Source organism: Leptolyngbya iicbica LK, assembly GCF_004212215.1.
GTDB lineage: Bacteria > Cyanobacteriota > Cyanobacteriia > Phormidesmidales > Phormidesmidaceae > Halomicronema > Halomicronema iicbica.
The window spans coordinates 129,928-150,460 of record NZ_QVFV01000008.1 but is presented as its reverse complement, the minus strand read 5'-3'; the positions used below and the strand labels follow the sequence as shown (position 1 = coordinate 150,460).

At 53.4% G+C, this 20,533-nt stretch carries 12 protein-coding genes; 6 read left to right on the top strand and 6 right to left on the bottom strand.

What is annotated here, in order from left to right; translation table 11 throughout:
- Positions 1 to 92: 92 nt before the first annotated feature.
- Positions 93 to 2,711: an ATP-dependent chaperone ClpB gene (gene clpB, locus DYY88_RS21230; protein WP_039726285.1), complete on the bottom strand. Its 2,619-nt coding sequence runs from the start codon at positions 2,709 to 2,711 to the stop codon at positions 93 to 95.
- 281 nt (positions 2,712 to 2,992) lie between these two features.
- Here clpB and DYY88_RS21225 point away from each other — a divergent pair, with 281 nt between their 5' ends.
- From DYY88_RS21225 to DYY88_RS24350, 3 genes are all read left to right on the top strand, one after another.
- Complete coding sequence (locus DYY88_RS21225; RefSeq protein WP_039726284.1) at positions 2,993 to 4,354, top strand: hypothetical protein; 1,362 nt, start codon at positions 2,993 to 2,995, stop codon at positions 4,352 to 4,354.
- Positions 4,355 to 4,392: 38 nt separating this feature from the next.
- Positions 4,393 to 5,730, top strand: a complete 1,338-nt coding sequence (locus DYY88_RS21220) for a hypothetical protein (RefSeq protein ID WP_039726283.1) — start codon at positions 4,393 to 4,395, stop codon at positions 5,728 to 5,730.
- 88 nt (positions 5,731 to 5,818) lie between these two features.
- A complete protein-coding gene (locus tag DYY88_RS24350) occupies positions 5,819 to 5,971 on the top strand; it encodes a hypothetical protein (protein WP_160299529.1) in 153 nt (50 codons plus the stop codon).
- Positions 5,972 to 5,992: 21 nt separating this feature from the next.
- Here the strand turns inward: DYY88_RS24350 and DYY88_RS21215 are convergent, their stop codons facing one another.
- The 3 genes from DYY88_RS21215 to DYY88_RS21205 form a co-directional block, all read right to left on the bottom strand.
- A complete protein-coding gene (locus DYY88_RS21215; RefSeq protein ID WP_072041313.1) occupies positions 5,993 to 6,892 on the bottom strand; it encodes a D-alanyl-D-alanine carboxypeptidase in 900 nt (299 codons plus the stop codon).
- Positions 6,893 to 7,176: 284 nt separating this feature from the next.
- Positions 7,177 to 7,875, bottom strand: a complete 699-nt coding sequence (locus DYY88_RS21210; RefSeq protein ID WP_039726281.1) for a succinate dehydrogenase cytochrome b subunit — start codon at positions 7,873 to 7,875, stop codon at positions 7,177 to 7,179.
- 42 nt (positions 7,876 to 7,917) lie between these two features.
- Complete coding sequence (locus DYY88_RS21205; protein WP_044151132.1) at positions 7,918 to 11,265, bottom strand: alpha-mannosidase; 3,348 nt, start codon at positions 11,263 to 11,265, stop codon at positions 7,918 to 7,920.
- Positions 11,266 to 11,416: 151 nt separating this feature from the next.
- Between DYY88_RS21205 and DYY88_RS21200 the strand changes: the two genes are divergently transcribed.
- Together DYY88_RS21200 and DYY88_RS21195 are read left to right on the top strand one after the other, a co-directional pair.
- Positions 11,417 to 11,533: a photosystem II reaction center protein I gene (locus DYY88_RS21200; RefSeq protein ID WP_072041312.1), complete on the top strand. Its 117-nt coding sequence runs from the start codon at positions 11,417 to 11,419 to the stop codon at positions 11,531 to 11,533.
- Between the two features lie 158 nt (positions 11,534 to 11,691).
- Positions 11,692 to 14,148, top strand: coding sequence for a DUF3769 domain-containing protein (locus DYY88_RS21195; protein ID WP_052456679.1), 2,457 nt, complete (start codon positions 11,692 to 11,694; stop codon positions 14,146 to 14,148).
- 74 nt (positions 14,149 to 14,222) lie between these two features.
- On the opposite strand, the gene DYY88_RS21190 is transcribed toward DYY88_RS21195, so the two are convergent.
- Together DYY88_RS21190 and DYY88_RS21185 are read right to left on the bottom strand one after the other, a co-directional pair.
- A complete protein-coding gene (locus tag DYY88_RS21190) occupies positions 14,223 to 15,422 on the bottom strand; it encodes an FtsW/RodA/SpoVE family cell cycle protein (protein WP_039726280.1) in 1,200 nt (399 codons plus the stop codon).
- Between the two features lie 335 nt (positions 15,423 to 15,757).
- The gene (locus DYY88_RS21185) at positions 15,758 to 16,315 is read right to left on the bottom strand and encodes a GNAT family N-acetyltransferase (RefSeq protein WP_165390136.1); all 558 of its coding nucleotides are present in this window, start codon (positions 16,313 to 16,315) and stop codon (positions 15,758 to 15,760) included.
- Between the two features lie 732 nt (positions 16,316 to 17,047).
- On the opposite strand from DYY88_RS21185, the gene DYY88_RS21180 reads away from it, so the two are divergent.
- Positions 17,048 to 20,377: a response regulator gene (locus DYY88_RS21180; protein WP_236146335.1), complete on the top strand. Its 3,330-nt coding sequence runs from the start codon at positions 17,048 to 17,050 to the stop codon at positions 20,375 to 20,377.
- Positions 20,378 to 20,533 lie beyond the last annotated feature (156 nt).

The following is a 20,533-nucleotide window of genomic DNA, read 5'->3' as shown; positions in this document are numbered from 1 at the left end:
AATGTTGGCAAAGGCAGTAGCGATGGCAGCGCCCATCACCTTAAGGTTGCTCAGAACCCCGGCTTCTCGAAGAAGCCGGGGTTCTTTGGGTGCTACACGGTCGCGAGTTCAGTGGCTTGACGTTTGAAGACGAGGCGTTCGTTTTCCACATCGGCGTAGATCCGATCGCCGTTCACAAAATCGCCCCGCAGGATGCCCTTCGCGATGGGCGTTTCTAGCTCCTTCTGGATGGCGCGCTTGAGGGGGCGAGCACCGTAGACGGGGTCGTAGCCGACCTGGGCCACCCAATCCAGCGCGTCTTCGGAGAGCACGAGAGACATCTTGCGATCGCCCAACCGCTGCTCCAGCCGTTGGATTTGCAGCTTGACGATTTCCTTCAGTTGCTCCTGCTTCAAACTGTGGAAGATGATCAGCTCATCCACCCGGTTCAGGAACTCAGGGCGGAACTCGGAACGCATGGCATCCATCACGCGATCGCGCATCAGGTCGTACTTGGTGTCATCGCCCGCCAAATCCAGAATGTACTGGGAGCCGATGTTGCTGGTCATGATCAGCACCGAGTTGCGGAAATCCACCGTGCGCCCCTGGGAGTCGGTGAGGCGACCATCATCCAGAATTTGCAGCATGATGTTGAACACATCGGGGTGGGCCTTCTCGATTTCGTCGAACAGGATGACCGCGTAGGGCCGACGGCGGATCGCTTCCGTGAGCTGACCGCCTTCCTCAAAGCCGACGTAGCCGGGAGGAGCCCCGATCAGCCGCGCCACCGCGTGCTTCTCCATGTACTCGGACATATCGATGCGGACGATCGCGTCTTCCGTGTCAAACATATAGGAGGCCAGCGCCTTCGCCAGTTCCGTCTTCCCGACCCCGGTGGGACCGAGGAAGATGAAGCTCGCAATGGGGCGATTGGGGTCCGCGAGTCCGGCGCGGCTCCGCTGAATCGCGTCGGCCACCGCCGTCACCGCTTCCTCCTGACCGACCACCCGCTGGTGCAGTTCGTCTTCCAGGTGCAGCAGCTTCTCCATTTCCGACGCCACCAGCTTGCTCACCGGAATGCCTGTCCACTTGGAGATGATCTCGGCGATGTCTTCCTCCGTCACCTCTTCCCGCAGCAGAGATTGACCGCTGGTTTGGGCATTTTCCAGCTTCTCTTCTGCCTGCTCAACTTTGCGTTGCAGGTCCGTGAGCTTGCCGTACTTCAGCTCGGCGGCGCGGTTCAGGTCGTAGTTACGCTCGGCCTGCTGCACTTCAATGTTGACGTGATCCAACTCTTCGCGCAGGGCTTGAATGTCATCGATCAGGTCTTTTTCCGACTGCCATTGGGCGTTGAGGCCGGATTGGGTTTCCTTCAGATCCGCCAGTTCTTTGTCGAGGCGTTCTAGCCGATCCAGGGAGGCCGCATCCGTCTCATTCTTTAGAGACAGCCGCTCCATTTCGAGCTGGAGGATCTTGCGATCTACTTCGTCCAACTCTTCCGGCTTGGAGGTGATTTCCATCTTCAGCTTGGCGGCGGACTCGTCCACCAGGTCGATCGCCTTGTCGGGCAAGAAGCGATCGCTGATGTACCGCGTGGAAAGTACCGCCGCTGCCACCAGCGCACTGTCAGAAATCTTCACCCCGTGGTGGACTTCGTAGCGCTCCTTCAGACCCCGCAAAATCGAGATCGTGTCCTCAATGGTGGGCTGGTCGATAAACACCTGCTGGAAGCGGCGTTCCAGAGCCGCATCCTTCTCGATGTACTTGCGGTACTCGTCCAGGGTCGTCGCCCCAATACAGCGCAGTTCGCCCCGCGCCAGCATCGGCTTCAGCAGGTTCCCGGCGTCCATCGCGCCCTGGGTCGCCCCCGCGCCAACGACGGTGTGAATCTCGTCGATAAACAGCACCATCTGCCCTTCGGACTCTTGCACTTCCTTGAGAACGGCCTTCAGACGCTCCTCAAATTCGCCGCGATACTTGGCCCCGGCAATCAGGGCACCCATGTCGAGGGCGATGATTTTGCGATCGCGTAACGACTCCGGCACATCTTTACTGACGATGCGCTGGGCCAGTCCTTCGGCGATCGCGGTCTTACCGACACCGGGTTCACCAATCAGCACCGGGTTATTCTTCGTCCGCCGCGACAAAATCTGAATCGTGCGACGAATCTCATCGTCCCGCCCAATCACCGGGTCGAGCTTGCCCAACCGCGCCAGTTCCGTCAGGTCGCGGCCATATTTTTCCAGCGCTTCGTACTTGCCTTCGGGGTTCTGGTCGGTCACTTTCTGATTCCCTCGCACTTCTTTGATAATGCCTCTGAGCTTATTTTCGTCTAAACCAAATTCTCTGAACACCGCTTGCCCAAAGCGATCGTCCTTCGCGTAGGCCAACAGCAGGTGCTCGATGGAAATGTACTCGTCGCCCAAGTCTTTGCGGTAGCCATCGGCGCGATCGAGCAGCTTGTCCAAGCTGTTGCCCAGGTACACCGAGCCGCCCGCATTGCTGATCTTGGGCTGCTTGTTGATGAACTCGGTGGTGCGATCGCGCAGGTTCTGCACGTTCACTTCGGCCTTGTTGAACACGGAGGTCGCCAAGCCTTCCTGCTCCAGCAGCGCCCGCATCAGGTGCTCACTCTCAATCTGCTGGTGCTTCGACTCTTTGGCAATTTCCGGCGTGCGGACAATGGCCTGCCACGCCTTTTCGGTAAATTGATTCGGGTTGGTGGGTTGCATAGGGGTATCGTCTCCGGCTAGTCAGAATCTGTGAAGCAGTCAGTATGCAGAAATCAGAAGTCAGCCTTGCTCACCTCGCAGCCGCTCATTTCTGAGTTCTGACCCGCCGCCTCTCTATTAACTATGAAGGATTTCGATATTTTTCAGGTGCGTGATGCCGTATGCCAAAAGGCGCGATCGCCCTACCCTGGAAACCTGATAAGCCATAATGCATGTAAAGCATCAGTAACTACGAGTTGAAATAATCTAAATCATTACTTGAGACATCACAATTCTTCACTATGTCAAGCTTTGTCATCTTACAAAGATCTTTAGAGGATTATCTCGATAATCGAACTCACTTAACACGAGAGGAAGCAGATGAGTTGTTGGAGAAATTAAGAGAAAATGTGTACAGCAAACTTAATCCAGCCTTAGTTGAGATCGTTAAAGTGATAGACGATCCGCCAAAGTTCAGAGGGCTCAGGGATTTTGACTTAGCCAACTTAGAAGCGCAGATAATAAGCTATGAGCACGAAGCAAGCCAACAATGGGAGCAGAGATGTAAAGCTGTTGAGGCTCTAGCTGCTATACTCACTTCTTCTAAGTGTGAAATATATGAACACTTTAAGCTATTAACAAAATTTTTCTTCAAGTACAAGCCAGAAAACAAAAAAAAGCCTTTGATTAGGCTTCTTCAGGAACGTGACAGAGAAAAAGGAGTTATTGATTTTTTGGGGAATTTCAAACATCAGTTGTTATCTGATAAAAATGACTTTAAAGCAGGGCTTGGCGGTTTTGATAATGCCAATCTTATTTCCAAAGTATTTTGTGGTCCTTTGCGTCCGTTCAAAAAGCTCAATGGTGAAGAGCTAAACGACTTAGCTGAATTCTTCACACTTCACATCGCTCCTATTTTAAGGATGGAAAGAGAGATCGATGAAATTGACGCAAATTTAATAACACTTAGAAAAGAATTCACAAAGAGAACGGCTATGAAGAGGGAGAAATCTAAAGCAGACGAATATTTGTTCTACAAAAACCGATTGTATTTGAGTGACGCGCAGAAAGCACTTTTACATGAGAACCAAGGATTAGTTGATGATGTTATTGCAAAATTAAAGATCACTAGAGATATAGAATCAAGACTTAAAGCTGATGCTTCAAAACAGAGCGAATACCCTGAGTTGGAGTACTCTTGGGCTGATGATGCAGAGCTTAAGAGACTTGATTGGAAGCTTTTAGAAGAATATTGCCTCAACGATTCACTCGAAGAATTGATGAAAGCTTTGAGATCCTACCTGGAAAATATTCATGGCGAAAAACTCGACTGGCAGAGAGTTGAGAAGATTAATCAACTTCGTCCGAACGCAATTTATATTGGCAATAAGAATCTTAGAGGTTACATTTGTTTTCTCTTTAAAGACAAGCACACTGCTGTCTTGGAAAAACCTTTATACGGCAATGCCACTTACTTATTACCTGAGGACAATTGGAAGGAGCTGTCAAAGCTGACTAGAAGAACTTTGCTTACAGAATATCCTGAAGTAAAACGATGTATTCATTATGACTTTGATAGTTGGATAGCCAATGTTCAACGAAGTCTTGAAATGGATGTAGCTGGCGACACTTGTGTTCTCAAAACTTTCGAGCCGAACACCTAAACTGAATATAATAAAAATCCTATCCTAAATATAGCAATATGTCGTTGACGAATTCAGTTTTTCTAGAGAAATGCGAAGAGTTAGATAAGATGCTGCTCTGCCAAGACAAAGAATCTTTGAAGAAAGTCAAACAGCTAATAAAGGAGTTGGAATCAATAAAGCTAGAAGGGCTTAATCGAACGGCCATCAACTTTCTTGAAAATCCTCCTGGCATCCCAAGTTTTCAGGAGATTGAAGAGTTTAGACAGTTAGAAGAAATGGAGAAACACATTCTCGAAAAATTCCAAGAAATTGCAGAATTGAAAGAGAAGATTGCAAGCAGTATCAATGAAAATAAAGATTCTCAATTATACATCTTGGCAACTTTTTTAGAGTTTGAGATCTCTGCCTTCGTGGAGATGGGTTATCAAGACTATTCTATAGAAATTCCATTTTATACCTTGAATCATGAAGATTTTTTTGGATTCACAGAGGAAGATTTTTTTGAAGAAGAGACAAAAATAAATAATACCTATCATGATAAACTTGCGGTAGATTTATCACGTTACTTTAAAGAGTTAAAAGTTTTTGGAAAGACAAGAATAGCGCAGATTCAGCCGAATAAAAGGGAGCGTGAGTCTTTGGCTATGGTTCTTGGCAGAATGCCCTCTAGATCGGAGGCCAAGGAACTGCTAGATACGTATTGCAAGCTTGTTGTTGAAATTCCACCTTTGCGTGAACAGATAGAGAGTCTTAGGAGAAACTGGTCGGATATCCAAAAGACAGCCCTTGAGAAATTCGGTCTCAAGAAGCAGAAATATAGAAAAGGTTACAAATGGGTTTTCGAATCATCTTCGAATGAAGTTTTGGAACAAGAATATATTCAGTCAATAAAAATGTATAAAGAAAGAATCTCTAGGATTGATGAATATAAAGCAAAATATAAAAGTAAACTTATCAGGCCTTCACGTCAGGATTTTAAGGGAATTTCGATAACTTTCATGAACTGGAAGCTTTTGGAGGAGCACACTCCTGAAGATATAGATGTTTTCTTTGATTCTTTGCGGTCTCAATTTAAGAGAATTTATGATGAGCGACTAGAGTGGTGGCGTATTGAAAGTATTCGTGAGATTTTGCCAGATCAGATTTTTATTGGCGAGAATAAGTTTGATGGCTATATCTGTTTTATTTTTGATTATTCGAGTATTGCCGTTTTGGAGAAACCTGTTTATGGGCATGCCACTTACTTTTTGCCCAAAGATCATTGGGAGGAACTATCAAAGTTGAAATGGACTAAAACCAATTTGCGCAGTAAGTATCCTGAAGTTAGGTGGTGCATACATAAAAATCGGGATGCTTGGATAGCTTGTGTCAAGCATCATCTTGAGGCTCAATGAGATTTGCAGAAGCGGTGGGCGGTTGGCAGAGTGGGGCGATCGCCTCCTACAAGCTAAACTTCAGCTATCAGTATTGATGAGACAGCCTATGTTACCTACGACAGAACCGCAGGTGCATTTATGGACGCGGGATGAATACTACCGACTCACTGATCTCGACTTTTTTCAAGGGCGGCGGGTTGAACTCATTGAGGGGCAGGTGAGCGATGTGGCTGCGATGAAAAGTCCCCATGCGATCTGACTAATGTAGTTTGAAACCCAATCAATCGCAGTCTTCGAGTTGGGCCATGGTCAAGACCATATCGTCGATCGCCGCCAGCATCCTCTGGCCGGACTGCCCAGGTTGATTGACCATAATGCTAAAAATGACGGTGCCGTAATCGTCCGTTTCTAAATAGCCGGATAGCGCCCTTACCCCGTTGAGCGTTCCCGTTTTAGCCCGCACCTGGCCCTGCACAATCGTGCCTTTAAAGCGGTTGCGTAGGGTGCCGCTGACGCCGCCGATAGGCAATGAGTTGTAAAACAGTTCCCGTTCCTCTGTTGCATGCATGGCCTTGAGCAGGGCGACAAAGGTCGAGGGCTCTGCCTTATTACTGCGCGATAGCCCGGAGCCATCGGCCTGCACATAACTGTCGGGATCAACCCCCAGCGGTTCGAGCATGGCCTTGACTCGGCTTTGACCACCAATATTCCGCAATAGCTCGTCAGCTCGCCCATTGTTGCTGTCGCGATTAACTAAATTGAGGTCGTCCTGAAAGTACGAGAGGCGATCAGGAGCCTGCTCCAAAATGGTGTAAATCGCGGCCGCGGTGGTGAGCAACTTGATATTCGAGGCGGGAATGAAAAGGCGTTGAGAATTGTGGGTGTAAAGAGCTTGTTCATCGGCGAGGCCATACACTTCCACGCCCCAAGCGGCGGTGCCAAATTGCGATCGCCGCACAATGGCATCCAGCGCTGCCGGCAAATCGGTGGGACAAAACTGCTCGACGGCCCCTCGGTCTGTTGGCAAATCTGGGGCGGCCATTGGAGGATCGAGGGAGAATGGAATGGCCGTTGCGGGTGCGACCCATGGACGGACAAACCCACCTGCGAGTAGCGTGACGCCCGTCATCATCGCCACTTTGGGCATATGTGACGCGAGCCATCGGGTCCAACTTGCCATGCCTGTTTCCTCGTGTGTGTTGAGCGCGGGTGATCCCCAACATCATCAAAGGCGACCGTTGATTCGGCAACCGTATTCCAAGCAACATTTCACCCAGGGGCGAGGTATGGTGTCACGCAGATATTTCCGTTCATCTCTCTGGCTTGAGAACAAGGGACTTAAGCCCCTTGCCTGTTGGCACCTGACTGCAGCTTGCTATAACTGCCGGAGTTTGTAGCGGCGACAAGAGGGGGGGACATGGCTGGTACCGTTGGCTATGGCGCTACCCGCCGGCTGGTCGATCGCTAGGTTAAAAGGCCGAAGTAAATGGTGAGGGGGAGTAAGACAAAGCCGGTAGCGATCGCGATCGCCCCTCCCAAACTCAAGCCATAAACGGTGTAGCGAATCGCTTTGGACTGCAGCCCCAGGGACTGCAACGCGCTCCAAATGCCATGGCGCAGGTGAAAGCCCAGCAATACCATGACGCTGCTGTAGCCAAAGGCGTAGAGGGGATGGTGAAATTTTTCCACCACGAGGCGCGCCAAATCGCGGACGGGCTCATCCGCTAGCTGCGTCGTGTAATAGGTGCCAAACTTGAAGCTCCACAGGTGCAGCCCCAAAAAGGTCGCCAACACCAGTCCCGTGACAATCATGGTGCGCGAGCTGATAGATTGCAGACTCGGCCCGCCTTTGCTGGCGTAGGTCGCGTAACGGTCGGGGCGGGCGTTGAGTTTGCTGACAAAGATGTGAATGCCCGCGATCGCATGCAGGGCAAACACCGCCACCAAGATCGATTCCACCAGCCACAATAGTGGCCCCCAACTTTCTAAATGATGGGCGTAGGCGTTGTAGGCATCGTGCCCCGCAAACAGCAGCAGGTTGCCCACCATATGCACCAGCACAAAGGTGACGAGCCCCACCCCGGTCACCCCCGTGATCAGCTTTTTGCCAATGGGTGAGGTGTAGAGCTGGAGCAGGGCAGGTTGGCGAACGGTATTTTCCATAGGGGCGATCGCGGCAATGGTGGCAGTGAACTGTTCTCTATGCTATTTCGATGCAGCGGCGGATGGCTGCGGCTTGCAAGACTTGTTGATGAAAGCCGGGGTTTTCAACGTGGCAATTTCCCACGGTCGGAGCTGAGCGGGCTGTTCGACGGCGATCGCTGCCTCCAACAAACTCGTCCGCTGAACTTGATGCCCGTCAACAAGTAAGTCGACATCCAGCTGGGCTCCCGCACCGTAGAGATCCCACACCCGCAAAATGTACTGCCCTGGGTCATCTTCAGACTGTTTCAGGGCGGCGAGGTGCGTCGTTGCAGCTGACCAGCGGAGTAGGCTTCCCTCGTGTCCTTCTCCCTCTAGCTTTTCCACATCTGTGGATAAAGCGGGATTTTCAGGCTGGCCAACCACCAACTGTAGGGGCGTGTTGAAAGCGATCGCGTGCTGGGGCGTTTGGCCCGTCCGCCAGTCACCCGCGTGGGGATACAGCCCATAGGTGAATTGGTGGCGGCCGCGATCGGCCTGGGGATTGGGCCACAAGGGCGCTTTCAGCAGGGTCAGCCGCAACTGGTCGGGGTGGGCATCAAAGCCGTGTTTGTAGTCAGTCAAAATGCTGAGGCCCATGGTCTCACTGCTGAGATCTGCCCAGCGGTAGGCGGGCACTTCCCATTTGGCCTGCTCATGGGGATCGGTCGGTGCTGTAGGGCGGGCGATCGCCCCAAACGGAATCTCGTAAGTGGCGGCTTCAGCTTCAAACGTCACGGGGAAAGCGGCTTTGAGGACAACTTGGCAGGCTTGCCAGTCAGCCGTGGTCACGACCTTCAGGTAAGGCTGCGATCGCTCCAACACATAATCTTGCTGAATCCGGGAATCGGCCACATGACGCACGACGCGCAACCGCTGCCGCAGCGGGCCTGATTCCAGCCAGGTGATCGATGCCACCGTGGCCGCTGGCAAGGGATGATCTTGATAATCCGGCGCAATATCCCACGCATCCCAGTACTGCTCAGCATCGCGAAAGGCTTGGAGTTGGTTGGCAGAATTTCGCAAGACTGACTGTGGCGTTGCGGGCGTCGTCAGCGATCGCAGCTCACCACTTACGGGATCAACCTCGGCGCTGAGAAAGTCATTTTTCAATTCAAATGTTGTGGGGTCGGATGGCTGATGAGGCAAGTCTGAGGCAGTCGACTCAGTCGCCTCGGGCACCAACCAATAGCGACGGTAGCCCACCGGGGGCACAGTCGCCTCAAACAATAAATAGTCGCCGCGTTCCATCGGTGGGGCGGCTTGGCAGGGCGGCGTGTCAGAGCGATCGCTGTAGGGGCTGAGTTGGCTAACAACGGTTGCCCCCGTTGCCGGATCAACCACGCGCCATCCCCAATCTGAATGATTAGGCAAATCGGCCAACGGCACCTCGACCAGAGCCGTCTGCTCCCAACTGAGGGAGTTAAAAAGGCAGACCGAGATCGCGCCCGTGGGAGGCAATGGGCGTGGAAGCAGTTGCGCCGCGATCGCCGCCAGAGCGTCCGTGCGGATGCCCTGAGCAGCATCATATGCGGCTTGCCAATCAGGATTGGTAGTCTCAAAGACTTCCGGGATGGCGGTGCCGGGCAGAATATCGTGAAATTGGTTGAACAAGACTCGCTTCCAGGCCGTTTCTAACGCGGCTTGGGGATAGGCGAAGTGGCCTAACATTTGCGCGATCGCGCTGTACAGTTCCGCTTCGCGCAGGGCATCTTCGCAGCGGCGGTTATACCACTTCTGATCCGCGTGGACGGTGTAGCAGCCGCGATGCAGCTCTAGGTACAGTTCATCGTTCCAGACTGGGAGCGGTGTCGCCGTGGCTTCACCCGTTGGCGAAGTTGCCGCCTGGGATGAAGATCCCCCGTTGGCAGTGAGTGGCCGATTCGTCGAGTCAACAGTTTCCGTCCCTGCAGTCAATCGCTGGAGGTGATTCAGCGGGGTATCAAAGCGTAATTCAGGAAAGAAGGGGGAGTCGGCCCAGCGCCGCGCCCGTTCTAGCATGTCGCGGGTGGGACCACCGCCATGATCCCCCATACCTGGGAGCCACAGCATTTCTGTGAGGCCCGTTTTCGCTTCCCACTCGGCGGCGTAACTCGCCATTTGCGGGGCGTCAATGTCGCTGCCGATGGGGGGCAGAGTCAAACTCGTGATGCGCGTTTCGTCCAACCCCTGCCACTCAAACAGACTGTGGGGAAAGGGGGTGGCTTCGTTCCAGCGGAGCTTTTGGGTGGCAAAATAGTCTACGCCGCCTAGTTTGAGTAATTGCGGCAACTGCCAAGAAAAGCCGAAACTGTCGGGGAGCCAAGCGATCGCGCTCATTTGCCCAAACCGCGATTGGGCATAGCGCTGCCCATACAAAATTTGCCGCGCTAACGACTCGCCCCCCAGGGTATTGAGCTCCGGTTCCACCCACAGCCCCGCATCAATCGACCAGTGGCCTCCTTTGACCGCCGTTAACACCGCCTGAAACAGGTCCGGCTGATGGGTTTCTAGCCAGTCAAACAACGCCGGACTGGAGTGGGTATAGGTCATTTCGGGAAAGTCTTGCTGTAGGGCCAGCACCGAGCGAAAGGTGCGTTCAGCCGCCCGCCAGGTATCGGCCACAGGCCACAGCCACGCCAGGTCAAGGTGAGCATGACCGACGCAGGTAATTTGCCGCTGCTTGATCCAAGCGCTGAAGGGTTGCAGGCGATCGCGCAAGGCCCGCAGTTCCTTGAGAAAAGGAGTTTGCTGAGTCACCGTCGTCCAATCGAGGGGAGCGATCGCCGCCGCCAGATCCGATAACTTATCCGGCGCGAATGGGTCGGCAAAGGTTTGCAGCACAGTGAGCTCATCCGCTACGAATCCGGGCTCTGGCAGGGCTGGATTCGCTGTCTCGTACATCACGGTAGAACGCACTAAGGCCCCGTCGTCATGACCGGGGCTGACCAGGTAAATCGCGACGTGGAAGGTGTCGCCGGGAGTAACGCGATCGCTCAGCTTAATGCGCCCAAAGTAATCGAAGAGGTCGCCCTCTTGTCGCAGTTCACCGTCAACATAAATGGCGACAGCCTCGGCCCACCACGTCAGACTCAACTGCAAGGTCAACCCCTCGAGGGGGAAATCATTCAACGTTTCGGGTACCACGATTTGTTGACAGAGCCACAGCGGCTTTTGGCCCCGTTCCCAGGCAATGTGATCCCTTGCGTTGGTTGAGGCGATCGGCCATGATTGCCAGTCATTTTGCCCCAGCACAGCGGCCTTGGGTAAATCCTCCTGAGTCAGATGCCAGGCAGTTTGCAGCGATCGCTGAGACAATCCCTGGAGTCGTTGCACCGTTGCTGATATCGCGGTTTTGGGAGACTTGCTCTCAACCCTCGAAGCATCATTCATAGCAATTTCTCAATCCGCGATTTTATCCTTTAGGGAACTTGCTCAGCCGTCACCGAGTCATAGCAACTGTCGCTAGGCCCGATCAAGAGCATGTGCCGTTTGGCGATATGATAGACCTTACCGATTGCTGTCTATAGATGGGAAGTCTGCAATGCTGACTCTTAAGATTGTTGTTTATCTCGTCGTGGCCTTCTTTGTGGGCTTATTCATTTTTGGTTTCCTGAGCGGAGATCCTTCCCGTAATCCTGGTCGTTCCGACATGGAATAAGTCAGTCATCTGCTTGATATTGCAGGTAAAGCTGAATCAATCGTTCAGCATCGTGCCGACTTAATATCTGGCTGACACAAGATTGCCTTCAGGTTTCTACTGATATCTGAATCTTAAAGCCCGCTTGTCGGGCTTTTGTTTTGATTGGCTGGCCGTCTATGCCCTTTATTCCTCCTGCTGATCTGCCTCCTCCTGCCCTTGTTCAGACAGTGTCGACGGCGACCCCGGACGAAGCGACACCTCGGTCTGATCCCAGCGATCGCGCGGCAACTTCCTCTCACCAGGGACGGCCAGATCCGGCTGCCTTCTCAGCACCCGAAGCGTTGACTCGTCCGGTGCAGTTTTCCGATATCGCCTCTGTCATCAGAGCGACGGATGTTCCTTCCCTAGCCGCATCGGCAACTCAGGCCCAATTCCTCCAGGCTGAGCCTATATCCGCACCACTGGGTTTAGAAGAGGCATCGGCTCCTCCCTCTCAACGAAACTTTGCTTCGATACGGGCTCCTTGGGTATCGCAATTGGGCGATCGCGATGCCGCGCCTGATGCAGAGAACGTTCCTAACCCACCGCCGCCCGATCAAGCGCCCCAAACCGATACCAACTCGGATGAAGATGAGGTGGTAGAAGGCGACGATCCTGAATCGTCAACAACGCTAGACGAAGAAGAGGATGGCCCCGTTTATCCCCGGGCCGCCACCCCCGAACGTGACTGGTCCAACGGAGCGGTGGTTGATGGCGCGTTGCTGACGCCGACTCAACCCACCAACCGTCCTCCCACCCCGTTGAATTTGACGGCTGACTATCAAGAGTTTGAACCCCAAACCCAGGTGCTGACCGCCCAGGGGGATGTGGTGTTACGGCTGGGCAACGGCATTTTGAGGGCAGATCGCCTGTGGGCCAACCTAGCCAACCGATTTGTGGTGGTCGATGGCGATGTGCTCTTCACCCGTGGAGAACAGGTGATTGAGGCTGATCGCGGTGAATACAACCTCATTCAAGGGGCCGGCAGTTTGTTTGATGCCCGAGGGACGCTCTTTATTCCCAGTGCGGGGAGTGATTTAGCCGGAGACCTAACACCAGGCACAACTGATCCTGATATTCTCGCCGCTGATCCCATTAACAATGTTGAGGGTACGGGCAACCTCTCCTTTGGTACCGGACTCACGGTGCCTTCTAGCGCTTCAGGATTGCCCCAGCCTACTGCGGGGGGAGCAGTACGCCGATTTCGATTTGAGGCGGCACAACTCGACTTTGATGCGGAAGGTTGGTATGCCCAGGAAATCAGCCTGACGAATGACCCGTTTTCGCCGCCAGAATTAGAGTTTCGTGGTAACTCAGCCACTCTGACTCGGTTGACTGACCTGCAAGACGAACTCTATATCGAGAATGCCCGACTGGTTTTTGACCAAAGCTTTACCGTGCCTCTGCTACGCGATCGCATCTTGCTGACCCGAGGCGAACAGAGTGCTAATCCTTTGTTTGTGACCTTCGGTTACGACGGCACAGATCGAGATGGTCTATTTGTTGAACGCTCTTTTGAGGTCTATCGAGCGGGCTCATGGCGGGCATTTATCACGCCACAGGTCTTGGTGCAGCGTTTGTTAGCAGGTGAAGACCCGCCCCCCGAAGACGAATCATTTTTGAGCAATTTGGGCCTCGAAGCCGACGTGGTGGGATTGCTGGGTCCACGTACCAGTGTCCGATTTAACGCTAGTTTTTCAGGGCTTGATCTGCAAAACCTGGAGGATCGACTCCGCTCCAGCGTCCGCGTCCGCCAGCTACTTGGCAGGCACGTGCTCAATCTGGAGTACAGTTACCGCGATCGCCTCTTCAATGGCTCCTTGGGTTTTCAAAATGTCCAGAGCAATCTTGGAGCGGTACTGGTGTCCCCTAGCTTCCGCATTGGCGATACTGGCATTACCTTCAGTTATCAGGTTGCGGCCCAATACATTACGGCTGACACTGATCGACTTGAGCTAGTCAACAGTACAACCCCTCCGTTTCGAGCTAGTCTAGGGCGATTTCAAGGCAGCGTGGCCATCGGTCGTAGCTTTGACCTGTGGCGCGGTGAGGCGTTGCCGGCAACTCCGGAAGAGGGACTTCGATTTACTTCCACGCCTCGCGTTCCAAATATTCGCCTAGCATTGTTTGGTCGGGGCACCTACACGTATTACACCAGCGACGACACTCAAGACGATCTATCGGCGAGTGTCCGCCTGTCGGGCGAGTTCGGTCATTTTTCGCGTGACTTCTTCGACTCGACTGTGTTCAATGTGACTTACACACGCTCGTTTGTCAGCGATGCCGCAACATCACCGTTTTTCTTTGACCGCAATGTGGATAGCAATCGACTCAGCGGTGGCATCATTCAGCAGCTATACGGGCCGTTTCGCCTTGGTTTCCAGACTTCAGTCAACCTCGACACTGGCGAAATCATCAATACAGACTACGTGTTTGAATACAATCGTCGAACCTACGGCCTCTTTCTTCGCTATAGTCCAACTCGCTCAGCGGGCTTCTTAGGCTTTCGCATCAACGAATTTGACTGGGCGGGTCGGGCACCTCGGTTTGGGGGAGCTGACATCCGCGAAGTGGAAGGCGGTGTTTTGCAGTAAGTTCCTTCACCTTGCAGCGCAAGACTGGCGAAAGCGTTCGGCCATGCCAGTGCCAACACTCACTGCTGAGACTTTCAAGCTTGGGGCTTGCTGAGGGGTTGCCCGAGCGGCAGGGAAACGACATTGTCGGTGTTAACTTCACGGGCGACGCGGGTCAACAAAGCCGCGATCGCTAAGCTGGCAATCATCGAGCTCCCCCCATAGCTAAACAACGGCAATGGCAAGCCAGTCGTCGGCAAAGCTCCAACCGCCACCCCAATATTTAATAGCGATTGCCCCACTAAGAGCACCATGGCCCCGATCGCAATGAGACGGTGAATCGGATGCTGAATGCGCATCGCGACCAAAGTCGCCAGGGTGGCATAAGACATTAGCAGCGTAAGTAAAAAGAGGCCACCGATGAACCCAAATTCCTCGGCGTAAACCGAAAAAATAAAATCGGTGTACTGAATCGGCAAAAAGTCCAGTTTTTGTTCTGACAAACCTAAGCCACTGCCTAACCAGCCACCAGAGCCAATCGCCAGCAAACTTTGAATCAGCTGATACCCATTACCCATGGGGTCGGCCCAGGGATTGAGAAAGGCCGTAATCCGCTCGCGCTGATAAGCATTGGCACTGAGACTCACCAAAGCCGTCGTCAACCCCGTCATCGCCGTGCCCAGCAGCAACCGATAGGGCAAGCCCGCCGCCAATGCGACTAACCATACAGAGAGACCACAAATCGCGGCGGTGCTGAGGTTGGGCTGCAACAAGATGGCCGCGATCGCGATCGCAAATAACCCAATCCACCAACCCCGGGTCGACCATGACAACTGCGGCCAGCGGCCAAACAGTCGAGCGGCTTGCAATACGAGCAGCGGTTTTAGTAGCTCTGAGGGTTGGATCAAAAATGGGCCGAGAGCTAGCCACCGCGTCGCGCCATTAATCGTGACGCCCAGAGCTGGGATCAGCGTCAGAAATAGTAGCCCGATCAACACAAAAAAGGCGATGCCCGACAGCCGGATCAGACTAGTAATCGGCTGCCGCACAATCCAATTAAACAGATTGAGCCCTAAAAATACCCACAGCAGCTGAATCGCTAAAAATCGCCAACCGATCCCCGTTTCAGCTAGGGCAACCGGGTAAGAAGCCGAAAACAAAGTAATCAGGCCAATCGACAACCACACTAGCGTCAGCCAACGAATAAGACGCGATTCTCGTGACCAATGCTGAGTCGCCGGATCGATGACGGGCAGCAGATACCGAATAAGTTTCACACGCGCGTTAGAGGCCATGGGTTCAGGCTCGTTTCCTTCCAGAAATTGAGATGATTGGCAAGCGCAAGGCATTGCCACAAAGCAACCGCAAGGCTACGGCGGTCAACACTATCTGTGGGTGACCAACGGGTCTGGCGTCCCCGATTGAGCCAAGGATAGTGTCATTAGTTCCTTTCACCGCGATGGAACTGCGGCAAGTATACCAATCCTCATAAAACCTGTGACACTAAAATCCTGGCGCTGAGTCAGCGATCGCCTCCTGCTCGCTATACAGACTCTGAGGGATGACGGCTGACCATTCTTCCTAGCCCCCCTTCATCTCCGCAGTCCGGCTCTGCTAGTGAGCTGAGAGGTCAGTGTGAAGGCTCCGAAGCGGTGGGATCAACATACTGAAAAACGGACGACGATCGCTGTGGTGGTGAGATCGTCTTTCTCAACAATAAGCGCGAGGGCTGAAAGTTAAAGAGAGACAAGAGCGTCGGTTCGACCCGATGGAGTTGATACCCCATGCCCTCATAGAGCTGCCGAGCCTGGCTGTTATCTGTCATGACATGCAGAGACAAATCCCCAAAGCCCCAGTCAAGAGTCAGCTGCTCAGCCGCTTGCAAGAGCCGCCGTGCCACCCCCTGACGACGATAGTGAGGGCAGACGGCCAAGTTCGAGAGGTAGACCCAGGGCAAACGGTGAAAGGTCCATAAATGGGGTTGACGGTAAGCGACTTCGACCGTGCCAATGACAGTCGGTTGGCGGGTGATGCGATCAGGCGCGATCGCCGTCAGGCAGCGATAGTGCGGATGTCCCCCTTGTAGCCGCTGCTTCAGATCTTCGTGAATGCTAAAGCGAAACAGAGGATACAACCACCGCTGCCAACCCAAAGGCGGATAAAAGCTGCTGGCTAAAACAGTGGCCACGTCCTGTAAATCCGTTAGCACTGCCGGCCGGATATAAAACGAAACTGATTCAAATTCAGCAGATCGAGACACTGGCATGGGGAACAAAGTGACCGAGGCATTGCGTTTGTAACACCAGGATTGGGCATTCTCTTAGAGGTGTGCCAAGCCGGTATATCGAACTATCCGTCAGTTTACCCTGCCTGATCTCAATGTTTTGTTTGTGGCTGCAGACGATGCTCAAATTGGGGGGTGATTGCAGGTTAACTGGCAAAATACGAGAGCCCGGATCAGGCCCATCGCGAACTGAACAAGGGGGCGTCTGTACCGACTCAGGGTCGGGTTAAAGGGGGGCAGCAATTATCCTGACTGTCACAAGGTGTGAAGTAAAACTAACTGGGATCAACTCTGGGGCCACCATCACTCAGGCATCTAAACTCAGCCAAATCAACGTTAGCTGGGTGCAGTCTAAGTCAAGCAAGTCGAGCGGTGTAGCCGCTGGTAGGCAACTATCTAGCCCGGGCGCTCAGGGAGACTGAGTCGGCGCTCAGACAAATTGTTGAGGCTGAATTAGCAATTTCTGACAGGGTTCTGGGGCAAACTATGGAGTGCCTGTGCGGTCATCGATTTTAGACAGCACGATTGAGTCTGGCCTGGAGCATCAGGAATTGTGCATCAACTTTAGGAACGTCAAATATCAGGTATCGAGGGTTGTCTATTAAGCCGCGTCGAGAACTTAACACTAAACCCAAGTTGCTGGTTGTCGATGATGAGCCAGACAATCTTGATTTGCTGTATCGCACGTTTTACAGACAGTTCAAGGTACTGCGGGCAGAAAGTGGTCATGCGGCTTTAGAGACTCTCACGGAGCACCCAGACGTCGCGGTCATTATTTCCGATCAGCGGATGCCGGGCATGAGTGGCACCGAATTTTTGCGCCAGACAGCGGTGCAATACCCCAATATCATGCGGATCATTTTGACGGGGTATACAGATGTTGAGGATTTAGTCGGGGCGATTAACCAGGGCAAGGTGTTTAAATATGTCACTAAACCCTGGGAAGCGCAGGACCTGAAGACGGTGGTCTCCCAAGCGCTGGATGCCCATCAGTTATTGCGATCGCGCACCGAAGAATTAGAGCGCGTCTTGCAACAAGAAACGTTGCTGAACGCGATGACGAACACCATCCGCAGTGCAACCACAGCGCAAATAATGATGCAGACTGTGGTCGAAACGGTGGGTCAGCATATGGGAGCCGATATTTGCGTCTTGCAGCCGTTGGGCACCGCCAGTACTGCGGTCACCGCCACGATTTACACCAATGCGGCTCAAGTTACCAGCGCAGCCCCTTTGCTGCCGTCAGACTTGGCTTGGCCGGTGACCGAGATGACGATGCTCAGCCCTGAGACAGTCTTGACGAACGACGATGATCGCTTAGTTGTCAGTCGGTTAGCTGACCTCAATGTACAAGCTAGCTTACTGGTCCCACTGATTAGTCAACAACAACCGCTGGCCGTGCTAGCCCTCCATCGCTGTGGCGAGGTTGAGGCTTGGCATGAGGGCGATCGCCAACTGCTGGCGACCGTTGCCGATCAAACGGCCCTGGCCCTGTCGCAAGCGCTGACCTACGAGCAGATGCAAGCGCTGGCGCGGCGTGAACAATTACTCAATACGGTGACACAGGCCATTCGCTCTAGTTTGGAGCCCCAGGCCATTTTTGCAGCGATCACGCGGGAACTAGGGCAGGTGTTATCCGTTGATAGCTGTGTGCTGTCGCTGTGGACGGCGGCCAATGACTATATGCAGTGTGTGGGGCTGTATGAAGCCCATCCTGACGGCAGTCCGGTGCCCCACACCTCGGAGTCAGATCCGGTGTTGCCGCGATCGCAAACGCCCGTTAGTCAAAACCCGGTCTTGCAAGAGCTATTGACAACGCAACAACCAATTCAGATTGATGATCTGAGTCAGCATCCCGAAATGACGATGCAAGATCAACCCCTCCGCTCAGGAGGGGCGCGATCGCTACTCGTCGTGCCATTGATGACTGAGGACCAAATTATTGGCAGCATTTCGCTCCGTCATATTCATCGCCCTCACCCCTGGCAACCGGGAGAAATTGAGTTGGCGCAGGCGGTCGCGAGTCAGGCGGCGATCGCGGTGCAGCAATCCCGCCTGTATCAAAAAACCCGCGAGCAGACGGAACAACTCATGGCGCTTGATCGCCAAAAAACTGAATTCTTTCAAAATATTTCCCATGAGTTTCGCACCCCGCTGACGCTGACCTTAGGTCCGTTAGAAGCCGCCGTCAGCCATCAGCGGGGCTTAAATCTGGAAGAGTCCACCGTTGCCCTCCGCAATGCCCGGCGGTTACTGCGATTGGTGAATCAACTGCTCGATTTGCAACGGCTGGATGCGGGTCGGATGCAGCCGACCTTTCGTCCCGTGGATGTGGCCGCTTTTATCAAAGATGTGGTGACCGCGTTTCAGCCCTATTGTGAACGCCAGGGGTTGCAGCTACAGACCCACCTGACGGCAGGTGTCACTGCCTTTCTCGATCTCGAAAAGTTCGACAAGGTGCTCTACAACCTCTTGTCGAATGCGGTGAAATTTACGCCTGCGGGCGGTACCATCACCGTCGTTTTAGAAGCGACAGCCGGGCACTGTGTCGTCAAAGTCAGTGATACGGGCATCGGCATCCGTGATGATCAACTGCCTCATTTATTTGATCGCTTTCGACAAGCCGATGGCTCGACCAATCGGCGTTATGAAGGCACCGGGCTGGGCCTCGCCCTCGTCAAAGAACTGGTGTCTTTGCATCACGGCACCATTGATGTGACTTCAACCCATGGTCAGGGAACAACCTTTGTGGTTACGTTACCCACCGGCCACCAGCACTTACCAGCTGAGCAAATATTGACCCAGGCCGCTGCCATTGAGATCAGCCGTGCCGAAGTCGAACTAGCTGATATCTCGATGATGCCGGAAGCCTCGTCACCAGCGATCACGACGAACACCTCATCCAATACGCTGACGGGAATGCCGCACATCCTAGTGGTGGATGATAATGCTGATTTGCGATCGTACATTTCGAATGTATTGCAACGCCAAGGCTATCAAGTGCGCACAGCCCACGATGGGGTCGCCGCTTTGGCGATGCTCGAAACCTTCACGCCCAACTTGATTTTGACCGATTTAATGATGCCGGGGATGTCGGGGCTGGAACTGTTGCAGCAGATTCGCCAAACCGAAGCTTTGAGCAGCATTCCCATTGTGCTGTTAACGGCCAAGGTCGATGATGAAACCCGCATTGAAGGCGTCGAGCAGGGAGCAGATGCCTATTTGGGCAAACCATTTAACGATCGCGAACTGCTGGCCGAAGTGCGCAATTTGTTGGCCCTCAAAGCCAACGAGCAAAAGGTACGGGAACTCAATCAGTATTTGACAGAGTCGGTGCTGCGGCGGTTTTTGCCCGAGACGCTGGTGACGAAAGCCGCAGCGGGAGATTTACAACTCGCCCTGCAACCTGAACCGCGCCAGATTACGGTGCTGTTTAGCGACATTGTCAGCTTTACCCCCTTGTCTGATCAGTTAGGCCCGCGTCGCCTGGCCCAGGTGTTGAATGAATATCTCAACGCTATGACAGAAGCGATTTTTGCCAGTGGTGGCACAGTCGATAAATTCATGGGGGATGGGGTGTTGGCGCTGTTTGGCGCACCAGAAGAATTGCCGCCCGATGAACAGGCCCGACGGGCGATCGCAGCAGTCCATCGCATGCACGACACTCTGGATGAGCTGAATCAGAAATGGCGAACCCAAGATATTCCCGAAATCCGGGTGCGCTATGGCATTCACCAGGGCGACGCGGTAGTAGGGATGTTTGGCGGAGAAGTCCGGGCGGACTATACCGCGATCGGCCCCTGCGTCAACATCGCCTCACGACTCCAGGAAGTGGCTGAGCCCAATGGGGTTTTGGTGTCTTGGACATTGGCCCAGCATTTATCCCAGGAGACTATAGTCTCGTGTTTTGCCGCCCAGCTCCGTGGCCTCCAACTGCCGCTCAAGGTTTGTAGCATTCAACTGTGAGCCATCAGCGGCATTGTCTGCGGGGGCGCATAGTGCTGAATCTGGCGACAGTGTCTCCAGATTCACGGGGACTGAGTTGTGGCATCTAGCGAACTGGTTGACTCAGAGCGGCGCTCATGTGTGGAACCGCTAAGCTAGGTCATGATGTCGCGTGAC